Origin of the sequence: Paenibacillus sp. BT-177, from assembly GCF_025846815.2 — a bacterium.
Taxonomy (GTDB): Bacteria; Bacillota; Bacilli; order Paenibacillales; family Paenibacillaceae; genus Paenibacillus; species Paenibacillus polymyxa_C.
On sequence record NZ_JAOYTP010000001.1, the window covers coordinates 877,133 to 897,212 of the forward strand.

A 20,080-nucleotide genomic window follows, 5' to 3' on the forward strand; every position below is an offset into this window, starting at 1 on the left:
CATTTGGCAAGACCCATCAATGAAGAAAAAAGACTGGAGCGGCGTAAACGTATCCTAGAAGAAGCTGTTGTCCTGTTCGCAGAAAGTGGATATTCTAATACCACAATGGCTATCATTGCGCAGAGTGTGGGAGTGACTCCTGGAACCATTTTCCAATATTTTCCTAGCAAAGAAGCTTTATTCTACGCCGCAGTCCTTGAGCCGCTTGCTGATATTCAGGTGAAATCGCTTGCTTGTCTAAAAAAAGAAGGGACACCAGGCGTATTGATTAAGAGCATGGTGGCAGAACAATTCAACCATATCTACTCCTATATAAATGAATTGCGGCTTGTTCAATCTGTCTTAGGACAACGAATAAGATTCCCTGAACTTACACAGAAGGTCCTTGAAAGTGTAAAGGTAATGACAGATGCGATCGAATGCATCTATGCCAAGGGACAGTTAATGGGAGAATTCAACAAATGCTTTTCTCCAGCAATGATCTCTCGTGCCTATATCTCTTTCTTAAATGGAGTGGGCTTAACTCTTGGAGAAAGTATTATTCAGCATCCCGAGTGGGAAAATCTGAAGGAGCATGCCTTTTATTTGTTCGCACCCATACAACCTAAAGAAAAACCGGAGGAGTCTGAATGAGTCAAACATCATTACAACCCGATCTGACATTTAACGTTCGTGTGAAAAAACGGAAGAAAATTTTATGGAGCCTAGGAATCGTGCTTCTGCTTGTAATGGCTCTTGTATTTTTTATATCTTATAAAGTAGTAGACACCTTGTTGCACCATCCTAGAGACACTAATGTCAGCTACGAATTGAATATCGATAAAACACCCTACGAAGAGATCGAGTTCAAGAGTTTGAAAAATGATAATACGATTAGAGGTACATTCTTTCCTGCAAGTGGTCTTTCTGGTAAACCAAGTGATAAGACGATTGTTGTCGTCCATGGATATACGAGCAATCGTTTAGTCAAAGGGCGGACCCAAAAGTTAGTAGAGCATTTCGTTCCGAAAGGCTACAATGTATTGGCATTTGACCTCAGCTCGCAAGGTAAATCCGATGGTGACTTGATTACACTGGGCCTCAATGAAAAATACGATTTGCTAGGAGCTGTAAGCTACTTAAAATCCAGAGACCATACGGGTGATAACATTGGAGTTATCGGCTTTTCAATGGGTGCTGCTACTTCTCTGCTAGCCGCAAGTGAAAGTGATGACATCAAAGCCGTAATTGCGGATAGTCCTTTTCGTAATGCTGGTCTATTTCTGAGAGAGGGTTTGCCCTACTTTTCAGGTCTACCTGCATTTCCATTCAGTTATACATCGACATGGATGGCAAATTGGGTCTTTAAGGTTGATCTTGATTCCATATCTCCTATGAATGCGGTAAAAAAGATGCAAGACAAGCCAGTTATGCTCATTCATGGTACTGGAGATCAGCAAATCAGTTATAAAAATACAGAAATTATTTACGAGTCCTTAAAAGATAACCCAAAAGCAGAAGTATGGTACCCGCAAAATACGGAGCACATCGATGCCATCAACCATTACCCCACTGAATATTTCAAAAGAGTAGATCGCTTTTTGGATGAGCATGTAGGAAAATAAATTCAATCCAAGAGAGCCGACTAGCGAAAAAGCTTGTCCTGACGAAGTAAAAATACCCAATAATATCAAGCATTTTTAGCCTGTAGTGCAGAAAACCACTACAGGCTTTTATTTGCGTTTTAAATGAAAATACATAGCAAAATAGCTATTATTTAAGCGAAAAAAAACGGTAGTACGAGTACAGAGCATGTTGATAAAGACAAAAGACAAGTGTATGCTGTTTGCTGGTCAGGAGAAGATCCTTTTTGGAGATCATTTGAATAAAGACTCGGAATTGAATAAATGAACTAGAAAACAACGCGTTCTCTACAAGAGCAACGCGGCTTCAAATATCTCCTTATCCATTATCCCTTCTGCTTGTAAAATTCATGGTACAACTTCATCAGCGCGCGCTTTTCAATTCGTGACACATACGAGCGTGAAATTCCCAGTTCTCGTGCAATTTCCCTCTGTGTTCGTTCTTCTCCTCCAGCTTCCAGACCAAATCGGCCAATCACCACTTCTTTTTCACGGTCATCTAAAATATCCAGATTGCGATAGATTTTGCTCTTCTCGATTTTGAGCTGTACCTTATCTACAATATCGTCCGCCTCGGAACCAAGGATATCAATTAAAGTAATCTCGTTGCCTTCCTTGTCAGTCCCTATAGGATCGTGGAGAGATACGTCTTTGCGTGTCTTTTTCAGGGACCTTAAATGCATCAGAATCTCATTTTCTATACAACGGGCTGCAAATGTTGCCAGTTTTGTTCCTTTTCCGGTCTGAAAGCTTTCAATAGCTTTGATCAGTCCAATGGTGCCGATGGATATAAGATCCTCCAAATCTTCGCCGGTGTTATCGAATTTTTTTACAATATGGGCCACCAGCCTTAGGTTATGTTCAATAAGTGTGTTACGGGAATGTGCGTTGCCTTCGGCAAACAGCTTTAGGTGTCGAGCTTCCTCTTTCTCAGTCAATGGCTGCGGAAAGGCGTTGTTTTTCACGTAGGAAACGAGTAGCGTCAATTCCTTGATGAACAGAGCGATAGCACTAAATAGTCCGGGCACGGATGACACCTCCTGAGGTAGTTGCGAACTTACCGGCCTTTGTTACTTACCGGGCTTGCGGTCTGTTTATTGTATGTAGGCAGGTGCCCATCCGTGCCTGTACTCCGAAAACTGCTCCGTAACAATTTGCCGGATATCTTTCTGGAGCAATCTCCAATACTTAATTTGAAACTTAGAGATCTCTTCGACACAAATCAACGCACTCCTATAGCCAGAGGGAAACACGGGATAGCTTTACATTATTCATCACTTGATTTCCCCATTTTCTTTCAGTAGAGTATTAACTTTTTTCTAAATATGACAATGGAAGTGGGGAATAGACTATCGTATCTCCATCCTCATCTCGTTTTAAAATAATAGCGAACTCAGCACCATTACTCTCATCGCCTCTTGGCAACGGGAAGATCATAGCGGGACAACGCAACTCATAATTATAAGGAAATTCTTTTCGAAAATCCTCTAAAGCATAATTCAGAATTGCATCTATTTTATCGGTAAGCACATGAAATCCACCTATTACAAAATCATTGGACTCTTGGGAAGCGGTATACTTCTCAAATAATTTGGTTTTGTATTCCTCAACAGTATTAAAACAAACTTCCCAATCCAAAGGGAATACGCCATCTGCTAAATAATAAGAGTATATTTTCATATTCCATACATTCTCCTTCTCGCACCTAAAATAGTTATTTATATTGTTTCTCTCAATCTTTTTCGATATAAATTAGCCTAGCCTTTAGAATGAGCTTGTTAAAGACCCGAAAATAGCACCCTTTTCTTATTTCCTCCTATATCGTTTGAATTTTTAATTACGTAGGTTCTTATCCCGTCCATTGCTAGTATGTCATGAAATAACTGGTTGCTATTATAATGCTTGGCCACTCATTTATGATTATGCCTTTTTTAATTAAGGAATACATTCATTGAGAGTTTCATATAGATCATATACAACAACATATTTAGCAAATTAGAAATAATAACTAAGGGAGGCAGTTCAACATGACAAAATTCAGTCAAAATCCAGATAGTTATTCGTTTTCCATGGAACCTGTCGTTATAGCTGAAGATAACGTTTCAACGAATGGAGATACCAAAAATACTTTTCCGAAAAATGTTTTGATCGATAATAATCTCTATTGGGAGAGCAGCTTAAGCGGTAAAGGTTAGGACAAGTCGAGGCTGTACCAAGCACTGCAAAAATAACCTATCAGTTTAGTAATGAAATTCCTTTTTCATATTATAAAATAGCTGTACTTTCCTCTGGATTGAATAATACAACCACCTATTATGGTATCCGATACATTCAACTAAGAACCGCGCTAATCAATGGCGTTCCTGCCTACAGAGCGTCCAATATAAATCCCGCTATTGCGGAATAAGCCAGTACAAAATACAAAAAGGGGGCTGGACAACGCCTCTATGAGTAATGGCTATACTTGAGACAAAAGTTATTCTTACATTCCTAAAATTTCTAGTTATAAGTGATACTTTCTTGCTTTATAACTGAGACTTATCCTCCAACAATAACATAATCACACCCTAATATGATCACTCGTCATTCTATAACTGTGAAGAGAAATGAGAACCAGTAGATTCCTTTTAGCTACTGGTTCTACCTGAACCGCAACAGCGACACAACATCCGTTTGAGTAAACTGTAGGCGATCTGCCCGGCTAAAAAAGTCTCAGACATATACCAAAAAAAGTATAGCCAAATTCGTCTCATCTATTACCGTAACTCATACCTACGTCAATATGCCGGAAGTGTATTCAATAAGATATCCTTTTTCACGAGCATATTTGATTGTGTTTCTAATCCGACGCTGAAACTCCATTGGTGATTTAACCTTTCCGATATGAATTTCTATCGTATTATCCCACCGAAAATAGCCGTAAATATTCGTCCCTTTACCAGGAACTCGTAGCCACCAGACTATTCGTGTTAAAGCTAAGCAATCCAAGAAGAATGCCATAATGTCGATTGACAACCATGAAACCTGGTGCATGACCTAAATACAAGAATAATCCAACGAGAAAACTAAATATAAAACTTATGCAAACAGTTTCAAGCGAACGCCCTTGATAAAGCCTGAAGCAAAATTTGAATCTCTTAAACATTTCATCCCACCAATCCTTAAATCTCTGCAGTTGTCTCCATGCCGTGGTTTTTCCACCATTTGATCACAATAACCGCTGACTCCCCAAGATCCTGTAAGTCAGTAACGTGTACAGCATGACAACATTCAAGCTTTCACCCGGACTAGATGCCCCTCATGGACCGAAATCCATTCGTGCCGAGAGGAGTGAATTCTAATCGGGCTATCTTTCTCAAATGACCACTCGTATCTCCCTGGTATCCAGCCGTCCCCAAATTTAACCTCCATGTAGCTACCCGCTTGGATCGGCTTACCGGCAACAAAATGCCGCAGGCCATTGCCGCTGCCTTCGTGTCCAAGTGTAATCAGATCTTCAATCATTCCATCTTTTTTCGGCTGCGGAGTCATCGGGTCCTTCTCCCCAACCCACTTCCTGACTTTCAGTTCCAGCCCAGGAGATCGGTTCTATCCAATCCGCATCCTAATAATATGTTCCGATGTGATTCCGAAGTTATCCGCTGTAAATAGTATTCTAAGCTGACTAAAAGAGGGCACTGTCACAATTTCCTCTCCTACTTCGGGGTACCGTCGTAAGATTAAATCGGACCACACTTCAGATACAAATTCATCGTTGCCTTTCAATTCAAATCGTAGCAGATGACTAATAAACTCGGATCGCTTTTTGCCAACTGCCTCTGCATCTTCTTCTTGCTTCCGGGATGCGTAAGGGTAGAGCAGATACATACCAAAATGATATAGATGAATATCTATCTTATTGTCCATGAGCTCGTCCACCAGGTACTTGAGCATTATGAGACGGTCAGGCTTCTTTTCGGCATTCAAAAAGATATCATATCTGTGTCTCAGGTTTCGAAAGAATCTTTCCGGGTATTGGTATACATATAAAAAATCCCCCTTTTCAAGTCCTCAATTATTGGCATACATATCGACCTGCACCCGGCTACAGGCTGGCCACTTCCCCAATCGATCTGATTGACTCCGCAGCCGCTTCCAGGTCCTCAATCAATTGAACTCAATAGGTTCCAATATATTTGATTACTTGATCTACAGTCGAAAAAGGTTCTTTATCTAACTTTACCAATCGATCAAAAACCTTAATTTCACCGATTCATTTCTCCATACTTCAAACCGGATGTTCTCCTCTACCGCCGGCCCTCCAATTGTAACTTGATCTACTATCAGCATACCTTCAAGATTAGCTTTTCGACTTAGGCTTAGTTTCATAAAACTCATCCTTTCCTTATTAATTAAGTCCAACTGATCGACTCCACAGCCCGTAGCAGTTATTCAATCAATCTTTACCTCTAAAAATTTTCTCCCGCTGGATTGATGGCTGAACCGAAACATTGTTATCTCCTGACTACAATCAATCATTTTAAGCCCATTATCTTCAAACAGGCATTCAGCATATCCTTGTTTTTATAGATTACAACAGTAATCTCCTGTCGTGCTCTCGTTAGCATTTGGTACAGCATTTTGTCCATACGATAGGGAGGTGCCCCCGCTTCTCTAGTAGACAAAAGCTGCCCACAATCGTTGTAATAAAAACGCTCGTTTATTACACCGGCAACTTTATCAAATTCTTGTCCAATAATATGATGAGCGTTTCGATTTCCCACTGAGTACTTATCAATTGCGATCCCCTTGGTTTTTGTACACTGCGGCTTTAACGCAGCCCCGTTGTTTCTTTGCACTCCACCTAGGCGACATTCTTTAGCTTGGCGTATTGTTGCAGGTGTAAGGCTTTTGCCGAAGCCCAACCGCCGATGACAAATTGACATCGGACAATTTGTCCGATATAATCAAAACAAAACGGACAAACTGTCCGAATTTATAATATGAAGGGTGAAACTGGGATGTATATTGAAAAGTTGTATTTTTTACCTGTAGGTGAATGTTTCCTAGATCAATCGGCAGTTAATCGAACCCTTGCCCCCGGGAAATTAGTCGGAATGCCTGTGTGGTCTTTTCTATTGGAAACGACCAGCGGGCCGATACTCATCGATACGGGAATGCCCGACGCTTTTATCAACAATCCCGATTACTACAAGGGGACTAGACGTGAGGGGCGCGTCGTCCCCAACATGTCTGACGGCGACTCGATCGTAAATGTGTTAAAGCGTGTCGGTTATCGACCTGACGATATTCAAATGGTCATTAGCTCCCATTTACACTTGGATCATTCTGGGGGAAACGGGCATTTCCGCAATACGCCGATCCTTATTCAAAGGGCAGAGTATGATGCGGCCATAAACAATGAGGATTACTCTCCATTAGAGTGCAGGCTGCCCGATTTACAATATCAAATCATTGAGGGTGACCATGAATTGATTCCGGGGGTTCAAATTTTATTCACTCCGGGTCATTCCCCTGGCCATCAATCAGTCCTTGTCACAACGGAAAAGTCGGGTCCAGTGCTACTGACAATTGATGTTGCTTATACTTGGGAGAACTTCGAGAATAGCGTACCGTTCTTGACATTCGATCAAGAGATAGCTGCCAAATCGATTACTCGCATGCAGGAGTTAATTCAGGATGTTCGGCCGTCCTATGTTTTCTTGGGACACGATAGAGATCAGGCGCAAAAATGCCGCACCTTTCCTGACTTCCTGTAATGGGGGGATAGGCTATGGATACTCAATCAATGGCTTTATCTGGCAATGAGCGGAAATTAATGGGGACACTTTGCTTGCTCATTATTTTCGGAAACATCAATATGACCATGTTTAATTTGTCTATACCTTCGATTTCCGCTGACTTTGCCTTGACCTCCTCGCAGGTGAGCTGGGTTATGGTCGGTTACAGCATTTTGATGGCTATCGGCGCCGGTACTTACGGCAAGTTAACGGAGTCCTTTTCCTTTCGCCAGCTGTATGTCATTGGTTTAATCCTTTTAGCTTTCGGCTCTATGATCGGCTTTTTTGCAGCTTCATACTTGCAAGTCATCATTGGAAGACTGCTGCAGGCAGCAGGGGCCTCATCCATCTCTCCCCTGTCTTATGCGGCAGTAACCCTGTATTTTAAGCCTACAGTCAAGGGACGGGTGCTGGGAACCTTATCCGCCACAATTGCCTTTGCTTCCGGCTTCGGGCCTGTGTTCGGCGGTTTCGTGGAGCAATACTTTGGCTGGCGTGCTTTGTTCATCGTGTCCAGTCTGAGCCTATTTGTTATCCCTTTGATATTCAAGTATGTTCCTGACAAGAAACACGACCGCGGTTCATTCGATTTTCTCGGAGCTGTTTTGTTCTCCGCGGGACTGGCGTTGGTGTTGCTAGGGGTTACGAACTATTGGTTTATGCTCATTGCAGGAGCAGCAGTTCTTCTATGGTTCGGTACTCATATTCAGAAAAAAGAACATCCATTTATCGATGCATCTTTCATGAAAAATGCTCCTTACCGACGAATTCTAGGGATTGGATTCCTTACCTTCGTATGCAACACGGGGTTAACCTTTACTCTTCCTGTCATGATGAAGAATTCCTTTCATTTACCAACTAGTAAAATCGGTCTGCTGATGCTTCCCGGTGCCGTCTGTGCAGCCTTGCTCGGATCCCGGATCGGAGGTTGGACAGATCGTTTCGGAAGCTCCCGCGTGCTTGTCATATCGCAAAGTCTCGTCATCAGCGGATTTATACTACTGGGGGTATCCGTACATTTGCCGCCATGGATCGACGCTTTATTGATCATTATCCTTATGATTGGATTCAACGGTGTCCTCACCTCTAGCAGCAATTTAGTTTCGACGACACTCCGTTCGGCTGAGCTGGGTGTGGGGATGGGTATTTTCACACTGGCCTATCTCCTAGGCGGAGCATTCGGCCCTGCGCTGGTCGGCCGAATGATTGATCTAAAGATGCCTTTTTTTGTTGTTTATTTTACCATTTCCCTGTTGGCAATCCTGACATACTTATTCGCAAGAAAAGCAAATCCTAACGGAAGCTATGGTAATTAGTTTGGTAGACTTACGACATATCCGAAAGATACGGAGGATGAATAGATGAGTAAATTAAATTCCCAACTGTCCTTTGCTGCTATTCATGAGCTGGCCGAGGGGATCCGAGCAAGGAAAATATCCCCGGTAGAGATTACAGAACATGCGCTTCACCGCATCGAACGTTTGAATCCGAAACTGAACGTTTTCGTTACCCAAACGTCCGAACTGGCGATTGAACAAGCGAAGCAATCGGAACGCGATATTATGCATGGTCGGTACAAAGGGTCCCTTCACGGGATTCCCATCGTTCATAAGGATCTATATTACACTAAAGGGATCCGAACAACTGCCGGTTCAAAAATATTGAACAGCTTCGTCCCCGATTACGATTCGACGGTTGCAGCTAAGCTACATGAGGCTGGAACAGTTCTGCTAGGCAAAGTACAGACTCACGAGTTCGCTGCGGGATTGACAACAACTAGCCCGCACTTCGGTCCTTGCCTCAATCCGTGGAACACTGAACTTGTAACGGGAGGTTCAAGCGGCGGTTCGGCTTCTGCTTTAGCGGCTGGACTTACTTATCTGGGCACAGGCTCGGATACCGGAGGTTCGATCCGCATACCCGCTGCTTTGTGCGGTGTCGTAGGGATGAAGCCGACGTACGGTCGGGTCAGTCGGTATGGTATCATTCCAATGGCCTGGTCATTGGACCACCCGGGTCCGTTGACCCGCTGTGTCATGGATGCGTCCCTGTGCTTGGATGTGATGTCTGGCTTCGATCCAAAGGATGAATCGACTGTCGATCTGCCTGCGCCAGGTATCAAGATGTATCCGAATGGTCTCAGAGGTGTGCGTATCGGATTGCCGACAAGCTACTATTACGAGGATTTGATGCCGGAAGTGGAAGCTGCGATGAAGGCCGCTATCAATAAATTCCGAGAACTGGGAGCAGAAATCATCGAAGTTAGCCTGCCCCTGATCAAACATGTTAGAAGTGCGACGATGGCCATTATGATGACGGAAATGTACTCGTACCACGAGAAGTGGCTTGAGACAGAATTGGAACAGTATGGACCGGACGTCCGAATGTTTCTTGAAAGCAGTAGAGATATTCCGGCTTCCATTTACCTTCAGTCTCAGCGGGCCCGGCAACTAATTGTCAATGATTTTTTGAATGCATTGTCCGGAATCGACATCTTGTTGACGCCGGCAACACCGATCACTGCGCCACGTGCAGATGATGATGCTAGTGTATTCAGATTGAACTCATTTACGGTTCCGACCAATTTGACTGGCTTGCCTAGCCTGAGCATGCCTTGCGGCTGCTCACCTTCCGGTCTGCCGATTAATATGCAATTGATTGGCCGCCCCTTCGAAGAAGCGACAGTACTAGGTATCGGCAATACTTATGAAATGAATACAGACTGGCACAAGAGACATCCGGATTTGTAAGCCTGACTATATTTGATGGAGGGTAATCTATGGATCAAAAGCAATTTAACTCTGAAGTTAGCAGGAAAGCATCAACCGAAACCGGAACAGATACGACGAGCGACAAGAAAAAAGCATACGAGCAGTTTATTCATACGATCGCAAGTTTAAAGGAACTGGACCTATCGGGCATTGAACCACATTTGCCTCCAATTTACAAAAAGCACTATACCAAGAAATAAAAAAAGCTCATCGGTCACCCAAATGAATGTATTTTTAATTGTTCACGAAATGTATTATAATTATGAAGACGGACAACATGTCCTATACACGAAAAACGGACATATTGTCCGTTTTTCGTATTAAATAACAGTTAAATTAATGATGAAGGGAGATGTTTATGGTGAATTCAGAATCGCAATCTGTCTCTCTGAAAATTCCCAGAGAGGAGTTAAACCGAAGACGAATTTTGGCGGCAGCTAGAGAACTTTTCATCAAAAATGGTGTTTACAATGTCAATATGCATCAGATTGCGAAGACTGCTGGAGTAGGACAAGCAAGCCTATACCGCCGCTACTCGGATAAGGGCGACATATGTCAGGAGATCGCGTATGAAGAATACCAACCTTTGTTTGATGAAGTTCAAGCATTTCTTGGTCAATCCCCAGAAACCGCTGCCTTGGACCGGCTTTACCATGTAATCGTAAGATATGTCTCTTTTTTAGAAGCGAAAGTTCCTTGGCTCTGTGAGGTCAGCCGGGCCTCAACCGGGCATCGTCCGTTACAATCTCCGTTATGTCAATGGATGCGCAATATAAGCAGAAATCTGCTAAATGAGGCCGTTGAACAGGGAGACCTATCCGGGGTGGACATTTCATATACTATTGAAGCCCTGCTGGCCGTGCTTCACAATATCGATTACCATCTCCAAGATGAAGGCTTTACAAGCCAACGAGTTCTTGATGGATTACACCGCATATTTATTGAAGGTTTAAGAGCTAATAGACATTAATTGAGGGGCCACAAAGCCATATAACATGGATGAGGGATAGTCCTGCGTAACTCCTCTTTTTATCTCATAATGGTATATTGAATGTACAAAAAAACCATATCCTTTCAAATGGTCGGGTGGTACCTCCATTTTACCCAGGAACGGTTTCTTATTGTTTTACAATTGGAGAATAGGACGTCCCTAGTCATTTTTATGACTTATGGGACAACCCTTTTTTTCTGCCAATGGCTGCTATGCGAGTTGAAGAGATTTGTACAGCACTTGGGGATTTTATTAAAATTTAGTCTATCTTTCTCCTTACGGATATACAGTAATACTTCGTGCATAGATTTATATAAAGTATGGTAAGATACCCCCGTGTATTCTAATACTGTACAAACTGTTATCCGGCCGGCTTTTTGGAGCAAATCGGAAATCACGAAGTCTACATCAGCCTTATATTTATTGATTCTTTTCTGTCTTAGTTTCTCTTTAGTTTCTTCTATTTTTGAAGTTATTTTATTGTTTAATTCGTTATAATTCGTGATTATATTGCTATAAGACATCTCTAAAAATGTGAGTACATCCCTTAATGTAATTTGTTCATGATCGTGTGTTTTGATGTACTCATTTGCAAGTGACCAAAGATATTTTTCCTTTAACTTTTTCTTATTGTGGTTTTGCTTTCTAATTGCTTTAGAGATTCTATTACCCAGTCTGTTTACTTCAAAGGAATAAAATGGAATTTTTAGACATCGAGCAATTGCCTTATGAGATATTTTAAGATTTTCATACACAAATGTTTGAAGAGCTTTCTCCAATTGATCTACAAGTTCAGCACTGTTATAATTCTGACGTTCTATTGTTTTCCTTTGATAATGTTCTTTATCAAATAGGGCATTAAATATAAAATACCGTTGCACAGCAGGATCAAATAAATAATAGTAGAACGTTAATATTCCAACCTAAAATCGCTCTTGAGTTCTGTAGTAATCCGAGTTTACCCTCCCAATTTAAAAGCCCTCTAAAAATCTGTACCAAACCACTACTACATGTTCTGGTTGGACCGAATTTTTTAGATAACTCCCTTGACAAAAGCTTATTTTTATTTAAATATCCCATGATCTTGTACACAGTATTATTGGACCTTTCTAGTCGACGTGCTATTTCACTCACCGATTGTGTATTCTTTAGAATCTCCCGTGTTCTCTCAATCATACCAACCCAGTCATTAATTGATTTCCACATGTTATCTGAGGTATCAATCCCGTATTCCATCCAACATACTGTACAGACGGAATGCCTATTATATTTCTGACCTTGTACCATATGTTAGCATATATAGAATATATATAGTAAATAGAAACACAAAAAAACCAATAGAAACAAGGGGTTTTGTTTCTATTGGTTTAAAAATGTCTCAAACATATACCCAAAAATGTCTCAGTTATCAACCAAATAAGTCTCAATTATTACCGTTACTCACAGCCCCCCTCCCTAATTTCGGTTATTTCATTTGAAGCATATTATAAATCATCTCAGCAGCTTCCGCACGCGTAACTTCCTGTTTGGCACGGAAGCTGCCATCTGGATATCCTTGCACTAAATTAATCTCGGTTAGGCCAAGTACATCCTTCCTGGCCCACTCTACAATTTGAGAGGAATCTGAGTATACACTGCTTTCTTGCTGTGGTGTTGCCTTGATAATGTTATTCACCATTTTAGCGGCCTGCTCCCGGTTTATGACCCGATCTGGACCAAACACTTTGCTGCTAAAACCTCGAGCGACTTGATCCTTAATTGCTGTTTTGAGTAGATCAACGTACCACGCCGATGGATTAATATCCTCGAATTCTAGAGCCATATCCGTTTCGAGCGGTAATTTTAGAGAACGAACAAGCATCGAAGTGAATTCCATACGTGTTACAGGTCTGTTTGGTTCAAAAAGCGTGCTGGATGTCCCCTTCACTACGCCCAAATCGGCAAGCGCATTTATTTTCTCTCTATTAAATACCCGCTCGATGTCACTAAAATGATTTGGCTTCGTCTCGATTGTTAAGCCTTGAAAGAACTCTGTTTTTGTTTCTGTCGGCTCCTCTACAACAGTCTGAATCGGTTTTGCACTCCCTGCGCCTCCTGCTCCACCACCTGTATCCACAGTGTTCCCTGTAGTTTTGCCGTTTGCTTGTTTTGCCTCCGTGCGTTTTCCTTGACTATTTTCTGCCCAAAGTTGAACGGTATACAATTGCTTCTCTCTCAGTTGTCTCCAGATAAAACCTCGATCCTTGCCACGATATAGCTCAGTTCCTTCTTCACTGGCGAGGACGAAAATATCATTTTCATGTTCTGACTCCCAATGGATGATAAATTCTCTATTGGTTGTTTCTATCTTGGAAAACGCAAATTCTGGAGACGGTAGCGTCTCCACCTCACCTTCTGCCCGCTTACCTTCACCGCTTGTGTTCACTGGCTTAACAGTAATACGATACAATGTAGAACTGTCTAAACCGTCTACTTTAAACTCGTGAGCAATCGTATGACCAATAAGCATCTCATTTTTATAGACATTATAAGCATCTGCACCTGGAGCTTCTTGCCACGTAATAAGCAGATCGGTATCCGTTACGCTTTTCACAACCAAGCTACGATCTGCTATTTGACCTGGCAACGCGCGATACGTAAGAGGAGTTATGTCGCCTTCCCCCGTTGTATTCATCGCCTGTATACTAAACGAGTAAATTATACCGGGCTGGATGTCTGAAAGTATAATATTAGCCTTTCTAGTGTTAAAAATTTCTCCTGTATCTTTGCGGATTACAGCATATTGTGAAGTGCTCTTGATTTCATCCCAGGTCAGTGAAATCCTTCCATTCCCAAGTTCCGTGACTTTTACATTTTGTACCTGAGGCGGAAGCGTCAGCAGTTGACCCAACGCTGGTGGGCTGTAACCACTGCTGTTCCTACTGCTCACTTGAAAATCGTAGTTTTTCCCACCTGCTAAACCAGATACAACTACCCGTGCTTCCGTACTATAATAATTTTGACCGTTGATTGTTACCTTATATTGAGTTGCCCCATCAACCGGAGCCCATATCAATGTGGCATTATGCTCGCGAACATCTACAGCTGCAAGTTGTATAGGTGAATTAGATTTTGTTAATACGTTGATAGATGTATCCCGACCCGTGCCACTTCGATTGTAAGCCCGAATTTTAATATTGGCAGATCTGCCTGCTGGCAAGCCCTCAAAAGTATATGAACGGATACCACGCGGAATCTGCACCTTTGGTTCATCGTTAACATTCAAGATGTACCCTTCAGCCCCCTGTACATCTTGCCACGCTACACCGACAGAATATACATCCTTGGTTACACTTGAAAGTGTAGTTACCCGATCTGGCAATGTCATAACGCCGAGATGAGCGTAGTCTCCAAATCCTGTTGCATTTTCGGCAGTTATACGATAGCTATACTCCGTTCCTGCCTGAAGCTCAGTATCGGTAAATTCTGTATACACATCGTTATAAACCGAGACCTCGTCTCGCTCAAGGGCGTAGTAGGTGGCAGTGATTACAGAATTCCACTTCAAGTCGATTCCATCTTCTCTTACGGTTACATTTCGGAATCCGCTTGGGCTGTCTGGTAGACTTAAAAAAGATACATGCTTTGCTGCCCCCTCTCCCGTGTCGTTTATAGCGGATACAGAAACTTCGTAATACTTACCAGGCTCCATTCCCTTAATTGAGTTATACACATCCTGTGTAACCGTATCCTTAAATATGATTTCTCCCGTACTTGCGTCCGCTGCTGTAATACTATATTTATTAGCTGAAAATACTGGCGTAAAGTCGGCCATAATTTCTGCTGAATGACGAGAGACCGGTCGCAACTGGACGTGATCTGGGGCATCAGGTAACGTTAATACATGCACTCGATTGGAATACGCATTGCCACCTACATGATTACTACAACGCACTTCATACTCATATTCATGTCCTCCTTGTAGCCCTCTATCTGTAAAAGAATTGGTTGGATGGCTAACATCCCAAACCTCATTTGTTGTTAGATTCCGGACTGTATAGACATAACCATCGTTAAGACCAGAGGGTAGAGTCCATTGCAAATCAACCTCTGTGTTGCGTACAGATGTTGCCGACAGTACAACCGACTGCGGTTGCTTTTGAATGCGAAGTGCACTGCTGACCGTTTCGTAGATGTTTCCTGCCTGGTCTTTTACCCTCGCATGGACATACCATTCACCTTCATTTGAAAGATCCAGCTGGACTATGGGATCGGCTGCAGCCTCCCAGTTTTCGGGTGAATCGGGGCTGTTCGTAATTTTATACTGCATTGTCGATGGTTCAATCCCCGAGTGCTGGTCGGCGTATCGTATCCTCACGTCAATATGGGTATCTTTCCATTCACGCGAGTTGGGTGTCAGTTGGATGCTCGGCCGTTCCAAATCGATATAAGTTTTTGCGGTCACCGGAACGCTTCGATTTCCAGCTGCATCTACAGCTTGGGCAGTCACTTCTACAATTCCCGAACTATTTAATATTCCCGATGAACCAGGCACATAAGCGCCAGACCCCAATTGATATTCATAATGTACAGCTGTAGTATCCGTTGCACCCGAGAGCATAAATTGTACTGGCTTATTGATATATCGGGTAGGATTCGTTACCTCAGAAAACGCAACTTTCGGAGGGGTTGGTTTGGTACGATCAATCAGGACCGATTGAGTCACAATTGGACTAGACACATCAAGATTATTGATCGTCCGCGCTGATAGCTCATAACTCCCTTCTGCATTCAATGTAAAAGTGCCATTGTATGTCAGCCACTCCCCTGTTGGACTCAAACGATACTGTGTCATCTTAATTCCATTTGTAGAGTCACTTCCTGACTCAATGGCAATATTCACATCACGGTTTGTTGGACTTGTTTCGCTAGCCCGTATAAGAGGAGCCGTCGGCCCTTTTTTATCAATCGTGACTTCTTTGCTTACCTCCTGGCTCATATTACCGACACTATCAATGGAACGAGCATATATCGTGCTTTTGCCGTCTTGATTCACATGAAACACTCCACCGTAATTCTGCCAATCCTGATTCACAACGCCGGTCAACCGAAATTGAGTATGAGCTAGTCCAGAATAATCGTCTGCACCCGGTTGTAATGAAACGGCATATTCATTACTGTTTCCTGTTACGTCTATATTGGGGGGAGTGGGTGGCATCCTGTCTATCCGGGCATTCGCGGAAGAAAGACCACTATACTGGTTATTCACATCCACTGTACGAGCATAAATTGTATTTACACCATGATCATAGACAGTGAAAGGCCCGATATATTGCTGAAATACTCCTCCATTCAGGCTATATTCATAGTATTTTAATCCTTCAGGAGCTACATCTCCATCGATCCACACGGTTACAGGCTTTTTGGTCCACCCTGTAACAGCTTGTCCCTCTGCGTCTGCGTGAATCTGGGGTGGTTTAGGCATCAAGTCTGATTTGGGAATAATACGGATTCCAAACCTGGATATTTCATTACTTGTCTGTTGACTAGTTCCCATCGCTCTGAAATATCGAACATCCCTTAATGTAATAGAGTCGGTGATATCTATCCATTTTCCCTGGTAATCGCTATTGGCATAGAATTTCGTTACATTAGTCCATGTATATAAATTCGTTCCGTTAGGTCTCCAACTGTCCCCTGCTGCGGCATTAGATGTATATATATCGGTATGATAAGACCCCTCAATGTAAACAAAAACCCTGTAATCAGAAGTCTTAATAGATCTTCCAATATCAATAAAACGATTTGTTGGCTGTGTAGTCCCATCACATTTATACCTTGCCGAACCCATGCCAGTGTATACTTCCGTTGCTCCTATCCCACTTCCTGACCAAGAGCCCCAACTGTCGCCCCCACCTGGCAAATTGTTTTGGCAAAAAGGACCTCCGATGATTTCTTGGGTAGCAGCCGATACCCTTTCCGGGAATATGGGAATGATCATTAATAAGAGGAGTAAAGCCAGTACTCCATACGCCCATTTACTATGCTTCCTAACCTTTCGTTTATTTTTTCGATACATACACTTCTCCTTACTTTATTTTATTTTCAAAGAGTTCTACGTACTCGCTTTGGCTAAAATAGAAAAAGCACCTCAAACGAAGGCAGTAATGCCTAAGTTTGAGGTGCTTCCTCAATTTCACGAGTATGTTTTGAAGTTATTATACTTCGTTCCAAACAGGATGTAAACAGAACAGCAAAATGAACTGTAATAAATTTTCGAAACACTCATCCCAGAGACCCTTTTGAAACTTTAATTGGCCTGAACACCCAAGTTCCGAAAAAATCCCCGCATATTCTGCATGTAAGAATCCTCAGGAGCAGAAGATTCCTTAAGAAGATTTTGCATACTATTCATAAACGCGGAAGCTGAGGATGTATCCGCTTTGTCAAACCTATTCGTTAACTGTGGTTTATTTAACAGCTCTTCAGTCTGTTCTGTACGTTCCTTGTATTTATTAATCCAATCGGGGTTTTTAGGAACCTTTTGTGCAAAACTCAACAGCTGGCTTAATCCATTTCCTCCACCCTTAATGTCATTCATGAACGCAGTATATTTTTGAGGATCGACCTGTTTCATCACTTCCGACAGCTTGACGTAGTCCTCAGGGGCACCTATCGGACGATCTGTAGGAGTCGTGTAGCTAATATCTCCGGTCTCTGAATCAATGGTTCGTGTCAAGGCAATACCAGCTATCTGGTTCATGGTTTGCATAAATTCCTTGGCTTTATCGCCTTCCATGTAATGATCCGCAATATACTTGGACTGGGAAACTCCCATCTCCAGCAATACCGCGCGCTGCTTCTCATCCGTTACCGTTCCATCGACGATAAAATTGGATTGAATCATATTGTACACAGCATCGGATACTTCTTCCGGTTGGCCCTCCAAAACCCGGTTTAATGCATCGTTGATCTGAGTTGTGCCAAAATACTTGGCAGCATGTGACATGATATCCCCCTCAGCCAGCTTTCTGCCAGCTTCACTAATCTCCACGGTGTCCTGAACGACGAACCTGGACACTTTTTCTTCATGTAGCTGGGGGGACGGAACTTGCTTGCTTGTCGGATTGATCCGTAAGCTACCAGAGCTAAGAACCGCTTGTTGTGCTTTAAGAGGTTCAAAATTCATTCTACTTCCTCCTGTCATGTTTGTAACAGGCAATCTAAGGCGTATGTACAATGTAATGTAACCCTGTTGCTATATATATCGGACAAAGCATATATGGAATGAATATATGCTTTGTCCTAAAAATGAACAATTTTTGAAGCAAGATCCTGACTCTGAATATAAATTGTTAAAATAAACAATCTGACGTTGTCATTGCTTAATAGAACAGTACATCAACCGCCATAAATGCTATAAGCAAAGTGATATACAATATCTGTAGCTGTAAGTGAAGTACCTGACACCTGGGCAGCTACACCTGAAAGATCATAGTAATGTGTAAAGCTTATGGGACCAGACAAGTATTCTGCAATACTTCCCGTAGAATGCGGCAGGGAAAGGGTCACACTAAAGGCTCCATTTTGATCCGTATAACCAATACCTGTACGAGTTCGATTCCCGCTGCTTTCAGTCCAGTTCTGGTTCAACCATGTCACATTAACTGGTGCATTTGCTACTGGATAATTATCCGTTGTAGTAACAACACCCTTTACAGTCAGGCTGGTGTTTCCATTAACCCGATAATGGCGACCGTAAGAGTAGGATGGATAGTCATTCGGACCGTTTTTAGAATCATAACCGTTAATTACAATTTTTCCAGCCCGAAGTACTGGTTTAAGTGTGAGTGCATATAAATGGTCGGGTGAATACTGGTTTGTGGTGTACACTCGCACATAGTAGGTTCCCGTATTCAAAGTGACACTATGATTGGTTTGCGGCAGAAGCGCCATTTGGTTGCCACTAAGAGCCCCATAAACTTCCGCTTTGTAACCGTAGCTTTCCGAAGTGCTGTCCAGTTTGACATTCAAACCATCATAATTGCGATTCGCAGGAATTGTGATTTGATACCAATCATTGTCAATTCCTGAATGAATGGAGCGTGAATTAAGGGTAGATCCCCCTGTACTAAATGTAAAGTTATAGGCATGAAAAGCACTCTCATCCGGTTCATAGGCATCATATTGGGAGTTTACATCCACGGTTAAATAGAAAGGATCATTTATGCTCGATCCCTTTTTGGAATGGACTGCAACTGCGTAAGCTTTCTCAGATCCGGTAGCATTGCGGCTTCCTACGTTTTCAGGAAGTGATGCCGATCCCTGTTCATACTTGTTAAAATAGGTTCCATAGGTGGAGGCGTCAATAGCATTGGGGTTGACATCCCCTGTTGTCATATCAAATTCGTACAAGTATAAGTCATAGTCAAGCTGCTCTGAAAATGGACCATCCAACTGTGCCTGCAACAATTCACCTGGCTTCACATAAATCGGATATAAAAACTGCGTGCCTCCCTCTTCCGTAATTGTACCTGAATACGTAGCAGAAGAAGCTGTGGCTGCCGTTGGACTAGCTTTCAGGGAAGGAAGGGTCTCCCTTTTCAAAGAGAATGTCTCTGGTGCTTTAAAATTGATATTTTCCTGCATGTTATAAACGGAGGATGTAATACCTTCAGGCTTGTCCACCCGGGTTAAATGCTCAATAACATCTTCGTTGTTCGTTGTTAGCTGAAAACTGGAATCAGCTTCAATAGCTTGTTTTTCCTTGTTCAACTCTGTACCTTGACTCGCGTTTGCAGTCATCCCAAAAGCAAACAGGAGCATCAAGCTTAGCATAACTGAAATAGCCTTTCTGAACCTCTTCATACTGAAATCCCCTCTCAAATGGTTTAAGGAATTCCCGCTATTCCCTGGAGAACCAGGGCAATTCTAGGC

18 protein-coding genes are annotated in these 20,080 nt (G+C 42.5%); 8 read left to right on the forward strand and 10 right to left on the reverse strand.

The annotated features are described in order from the left end of the window. The first annotated feature begins 3 nt into the window (after positions 1–3). Both OIU26_RS04020 and OIU26_RS04025 read left to right on the forward strand, forming a co-directional pair. A complete protein-coding gene (locus OIU26_RS04020; protein WP_090738707.1) occupies positions 4–633 on the forward strand; it encodes a TetR/AcrR family transcriptional regulator in 630 nt (209 codons plus the stop codon). Further along, positions 630–1,604: an alpha/beta hydrolase gene (locus OIU26_RS04025; protein ID WP_264215991.1), complete on the forward strand. Its 975-nt coding sequence runs from the start codon at positions 630–632 to the stop codon at positions 1,602–1,604. The genes OIU26_RS04020 and OIU26_RS04025 overlap by 4 nt, the downstream gene beginning before the upstream one ends. A gap of 344 nt (positions 1,605–1,948) precedes the next feature. On the opposite strand, the gene sigK is transcribed toward OIU26_RS04025, so the two are convergent. Next, complete coding sequence (gene sigK, locus OIU26_RS04030) at positions 1,949–2,650, reverse strand: RNA polymerase sporulation sigma factor SigK (RefSeq protein ID WP_025365394.1); 702 nt, start codon at positions 2,648–2,650, stop codon at positions 1,949–1,951. A 280-nt stretch (positions 2,651–2,930) separates the two neighbouring features. After that, positions 2,931–3,302, reverse strand: a complete 372-nt coding sequence (locus OIU26_RS04035) for a hypothetical protein (RefSeq protein ID WP_264215992.1) — start codon at positions 3,300–3,302, stop codon at positions 2,931–2,933. 347 nt (positions 3,303–3,649) lie between these two features. Here OIU26_RS04035 and OIU26_RS04040 point away from each other — a divergent pair, with 347 nt between their 5' ends. After that, the gene (locus OIU26_RS04040; RefSeq protein ID WP_264215993.1) at positions 3,650–3,817 is read left to right on the forward strand and encodes a hypothetical protein; all 168 of its coding nucleotides are present in this window, start codon (positions 3,650–3,652) and stop codon (positions 3,815–3,817) included. Positions 3,818–4,892: 1,075 nt separating this feature from the next. Here OIU26_RS04040 and OIU26_RS04045 read toward each other — a convergent pair. The 4 genes from OIU26_RS04045 to OIU26_RS04060 all read right to left on the reverse strand — a co-directional run bounded on the left by OIU26_RS04045 (position 4,893) and on the right by OIU26_RS04060 (position 6,385). Further along, positions 4,893–5,153: a hypothetical protein gene (locus tag OIU26_RS04045; protein ID WP_264215994.1), complete on the reverse strand. Its 261-nt coding sequence runs from the start codon at positions 5,151–5,153 to the stop codon at positions 4,893–4,895. Between the two features lie 57 nt (positions 5,154–5,210). Further along, positions 5,211–5,528, reverse strand: a complete 318-nt coding sequence (locus OIU26_RS04050; protein WP_264215995.1) for a hypothetical protein — start codon at positions 5,526–5,528, stop codon at positions 5,211–5,213. A gap of 312 nt (positions 5,529–5,840) precedes the next feature. Further along, positions 5,841–5,990 (reverse strand): hypothetical protein, encoded by a 150-nt coding sequence (locus OIU26_RS04055; RefSeq protein WP_264215996.1) that lies wholly within the window; start codon positions 5,988–5,990, stop codon positions 5,841–5,843. Positions 5,991–6,136: 146 nt separating this feature from the next. Further along, positions 6,137–6,385, reverse strand: a complete 249-nt coding sequence (locus OIU26_RS04060; RefSeq protein WP_264215997.1) for a hypothetical protein — start codon at positions 6,383–6,385, stop codon at positions 6,137–6,139. Between the two features lie 237 nt (positions 6,386–6,622). Between OIU26_RS04060 and aiiA the strand changes: the two genes are divergently transcribed. From aiiA to OIU26_RS04085, 5 genes are all read left to right on the forward strand, one after another. Then, positions 6,623–7,381, forward strand: coding sequence for a quorum-quenching N-acyl homoserine lactonase AiiA (gene aiiA / locus OIU26_RS04065; protein ID WP_264215998.1), 759 nt, complete (start codon positions 6,623–6,625; stop codon positions 7,379–7,381). Positions 7,382–7,395: 14 nt separating this feature from the next. Further along, positions 7,396–8,718 carry an MFS transporter gene (locus OIU26_RS04070; RefSeq protein ID WP_264215999.1) on the forward strand — a complete coding sequence of 441 codons (1,323 nt, stop codon included), beginning with the start codon at positions 7,396–7,398 and terminating at the stop codon, positions 8,716–8,718. Positions 8,719–8,763: 45 nt separating this feature from the next. Then, positions 8,764–10,152 (forward strand): amidase, encoded by a 1,389-nt coding sequence (locus OIU26_RS04075; RefSeq protein ID WP_264216000.1) that lies wholly within the window; start codon positions 8,764–8,766, stop codon positions 10,150–10,152. A gap of 29 nt (positions 10,153–10,181) precedes the next feature. Further along, positions 10,182–10,373: a hypothetical protein gene (locus OIU26_RS04080; protein WP_264216001.1), complete on the forward strand. Its 192-nt coding sequence runs from the start codon at positions 10,182–10,184 to the stop codon at positions 10,371–10,373. Positions 10,374–10,531: 158 nt separating this feature from the next. After that, on the forward strand, positions 10,532–11,143 hold the full coding sequence (locus OIU26_RS04085) for a TetR/AcrR family transcriptional regulator (protein ID WP_264216002.1): 612 nt from the start codon (positions 10,532–10,534) through the stop codon (positions 11,141–11,143). 197 nt (positions 11,144–11,340) lie between these two features. Here OIU26_RS04085 and OIU26_RS04090 read toward each other — a convergent pair whose 3' ends face one another. From OIU26_RS04090 to OIU26_RS04105, 4 genes are all read right to left on the reverse strand, one after another. After that, entirely contained in the window at positions 11,341–12,045 is a 705-nt protein-coding gene (locus OIU26_RS04090) for a hypothetical protein (RefSeq protein WP_264216003.1), read from the reverse strand. 584 nt (positions 12,046–12,629) lie between these two features. Then, positions 12,630–17,222: a fibronectin type III domain-containing protein gene (locus tag OIU26_RS04095; RefSeq protein WP_264216004.1), complete on the reverse strand. Its 4,593-nt coding sequence runs from the start codon at positions 17,220–17,222 to the stop codon at positions 12,630–12,632. Between the two features lie 231 nt (positions 17,223–17,453). Beyond that, a complete protein-coding gene (locus tag OIU26_RS04100) occupies positions 17,454–18,332 on the reverse strand; it encodes a hypothetical protein (protein ID WP_264216005.1) in 879 nt (292 codons plus the stop codon). 212 nt (positions 18,333–18,544) lie between these two features. Beyond that, positions 18,545–20,011 (reverse strand): Ig-like domain-containing protein, encoded by a 1,467-nt coding sequence (locus OIU26_RS04105; protein WP_264216006.1) that lies wholly within the window; start codon positions 20,009–20,011, stop codon positions 18,545–18,547. Positions 20,012–20,080 lie beyond the last annotated feature (69 nt).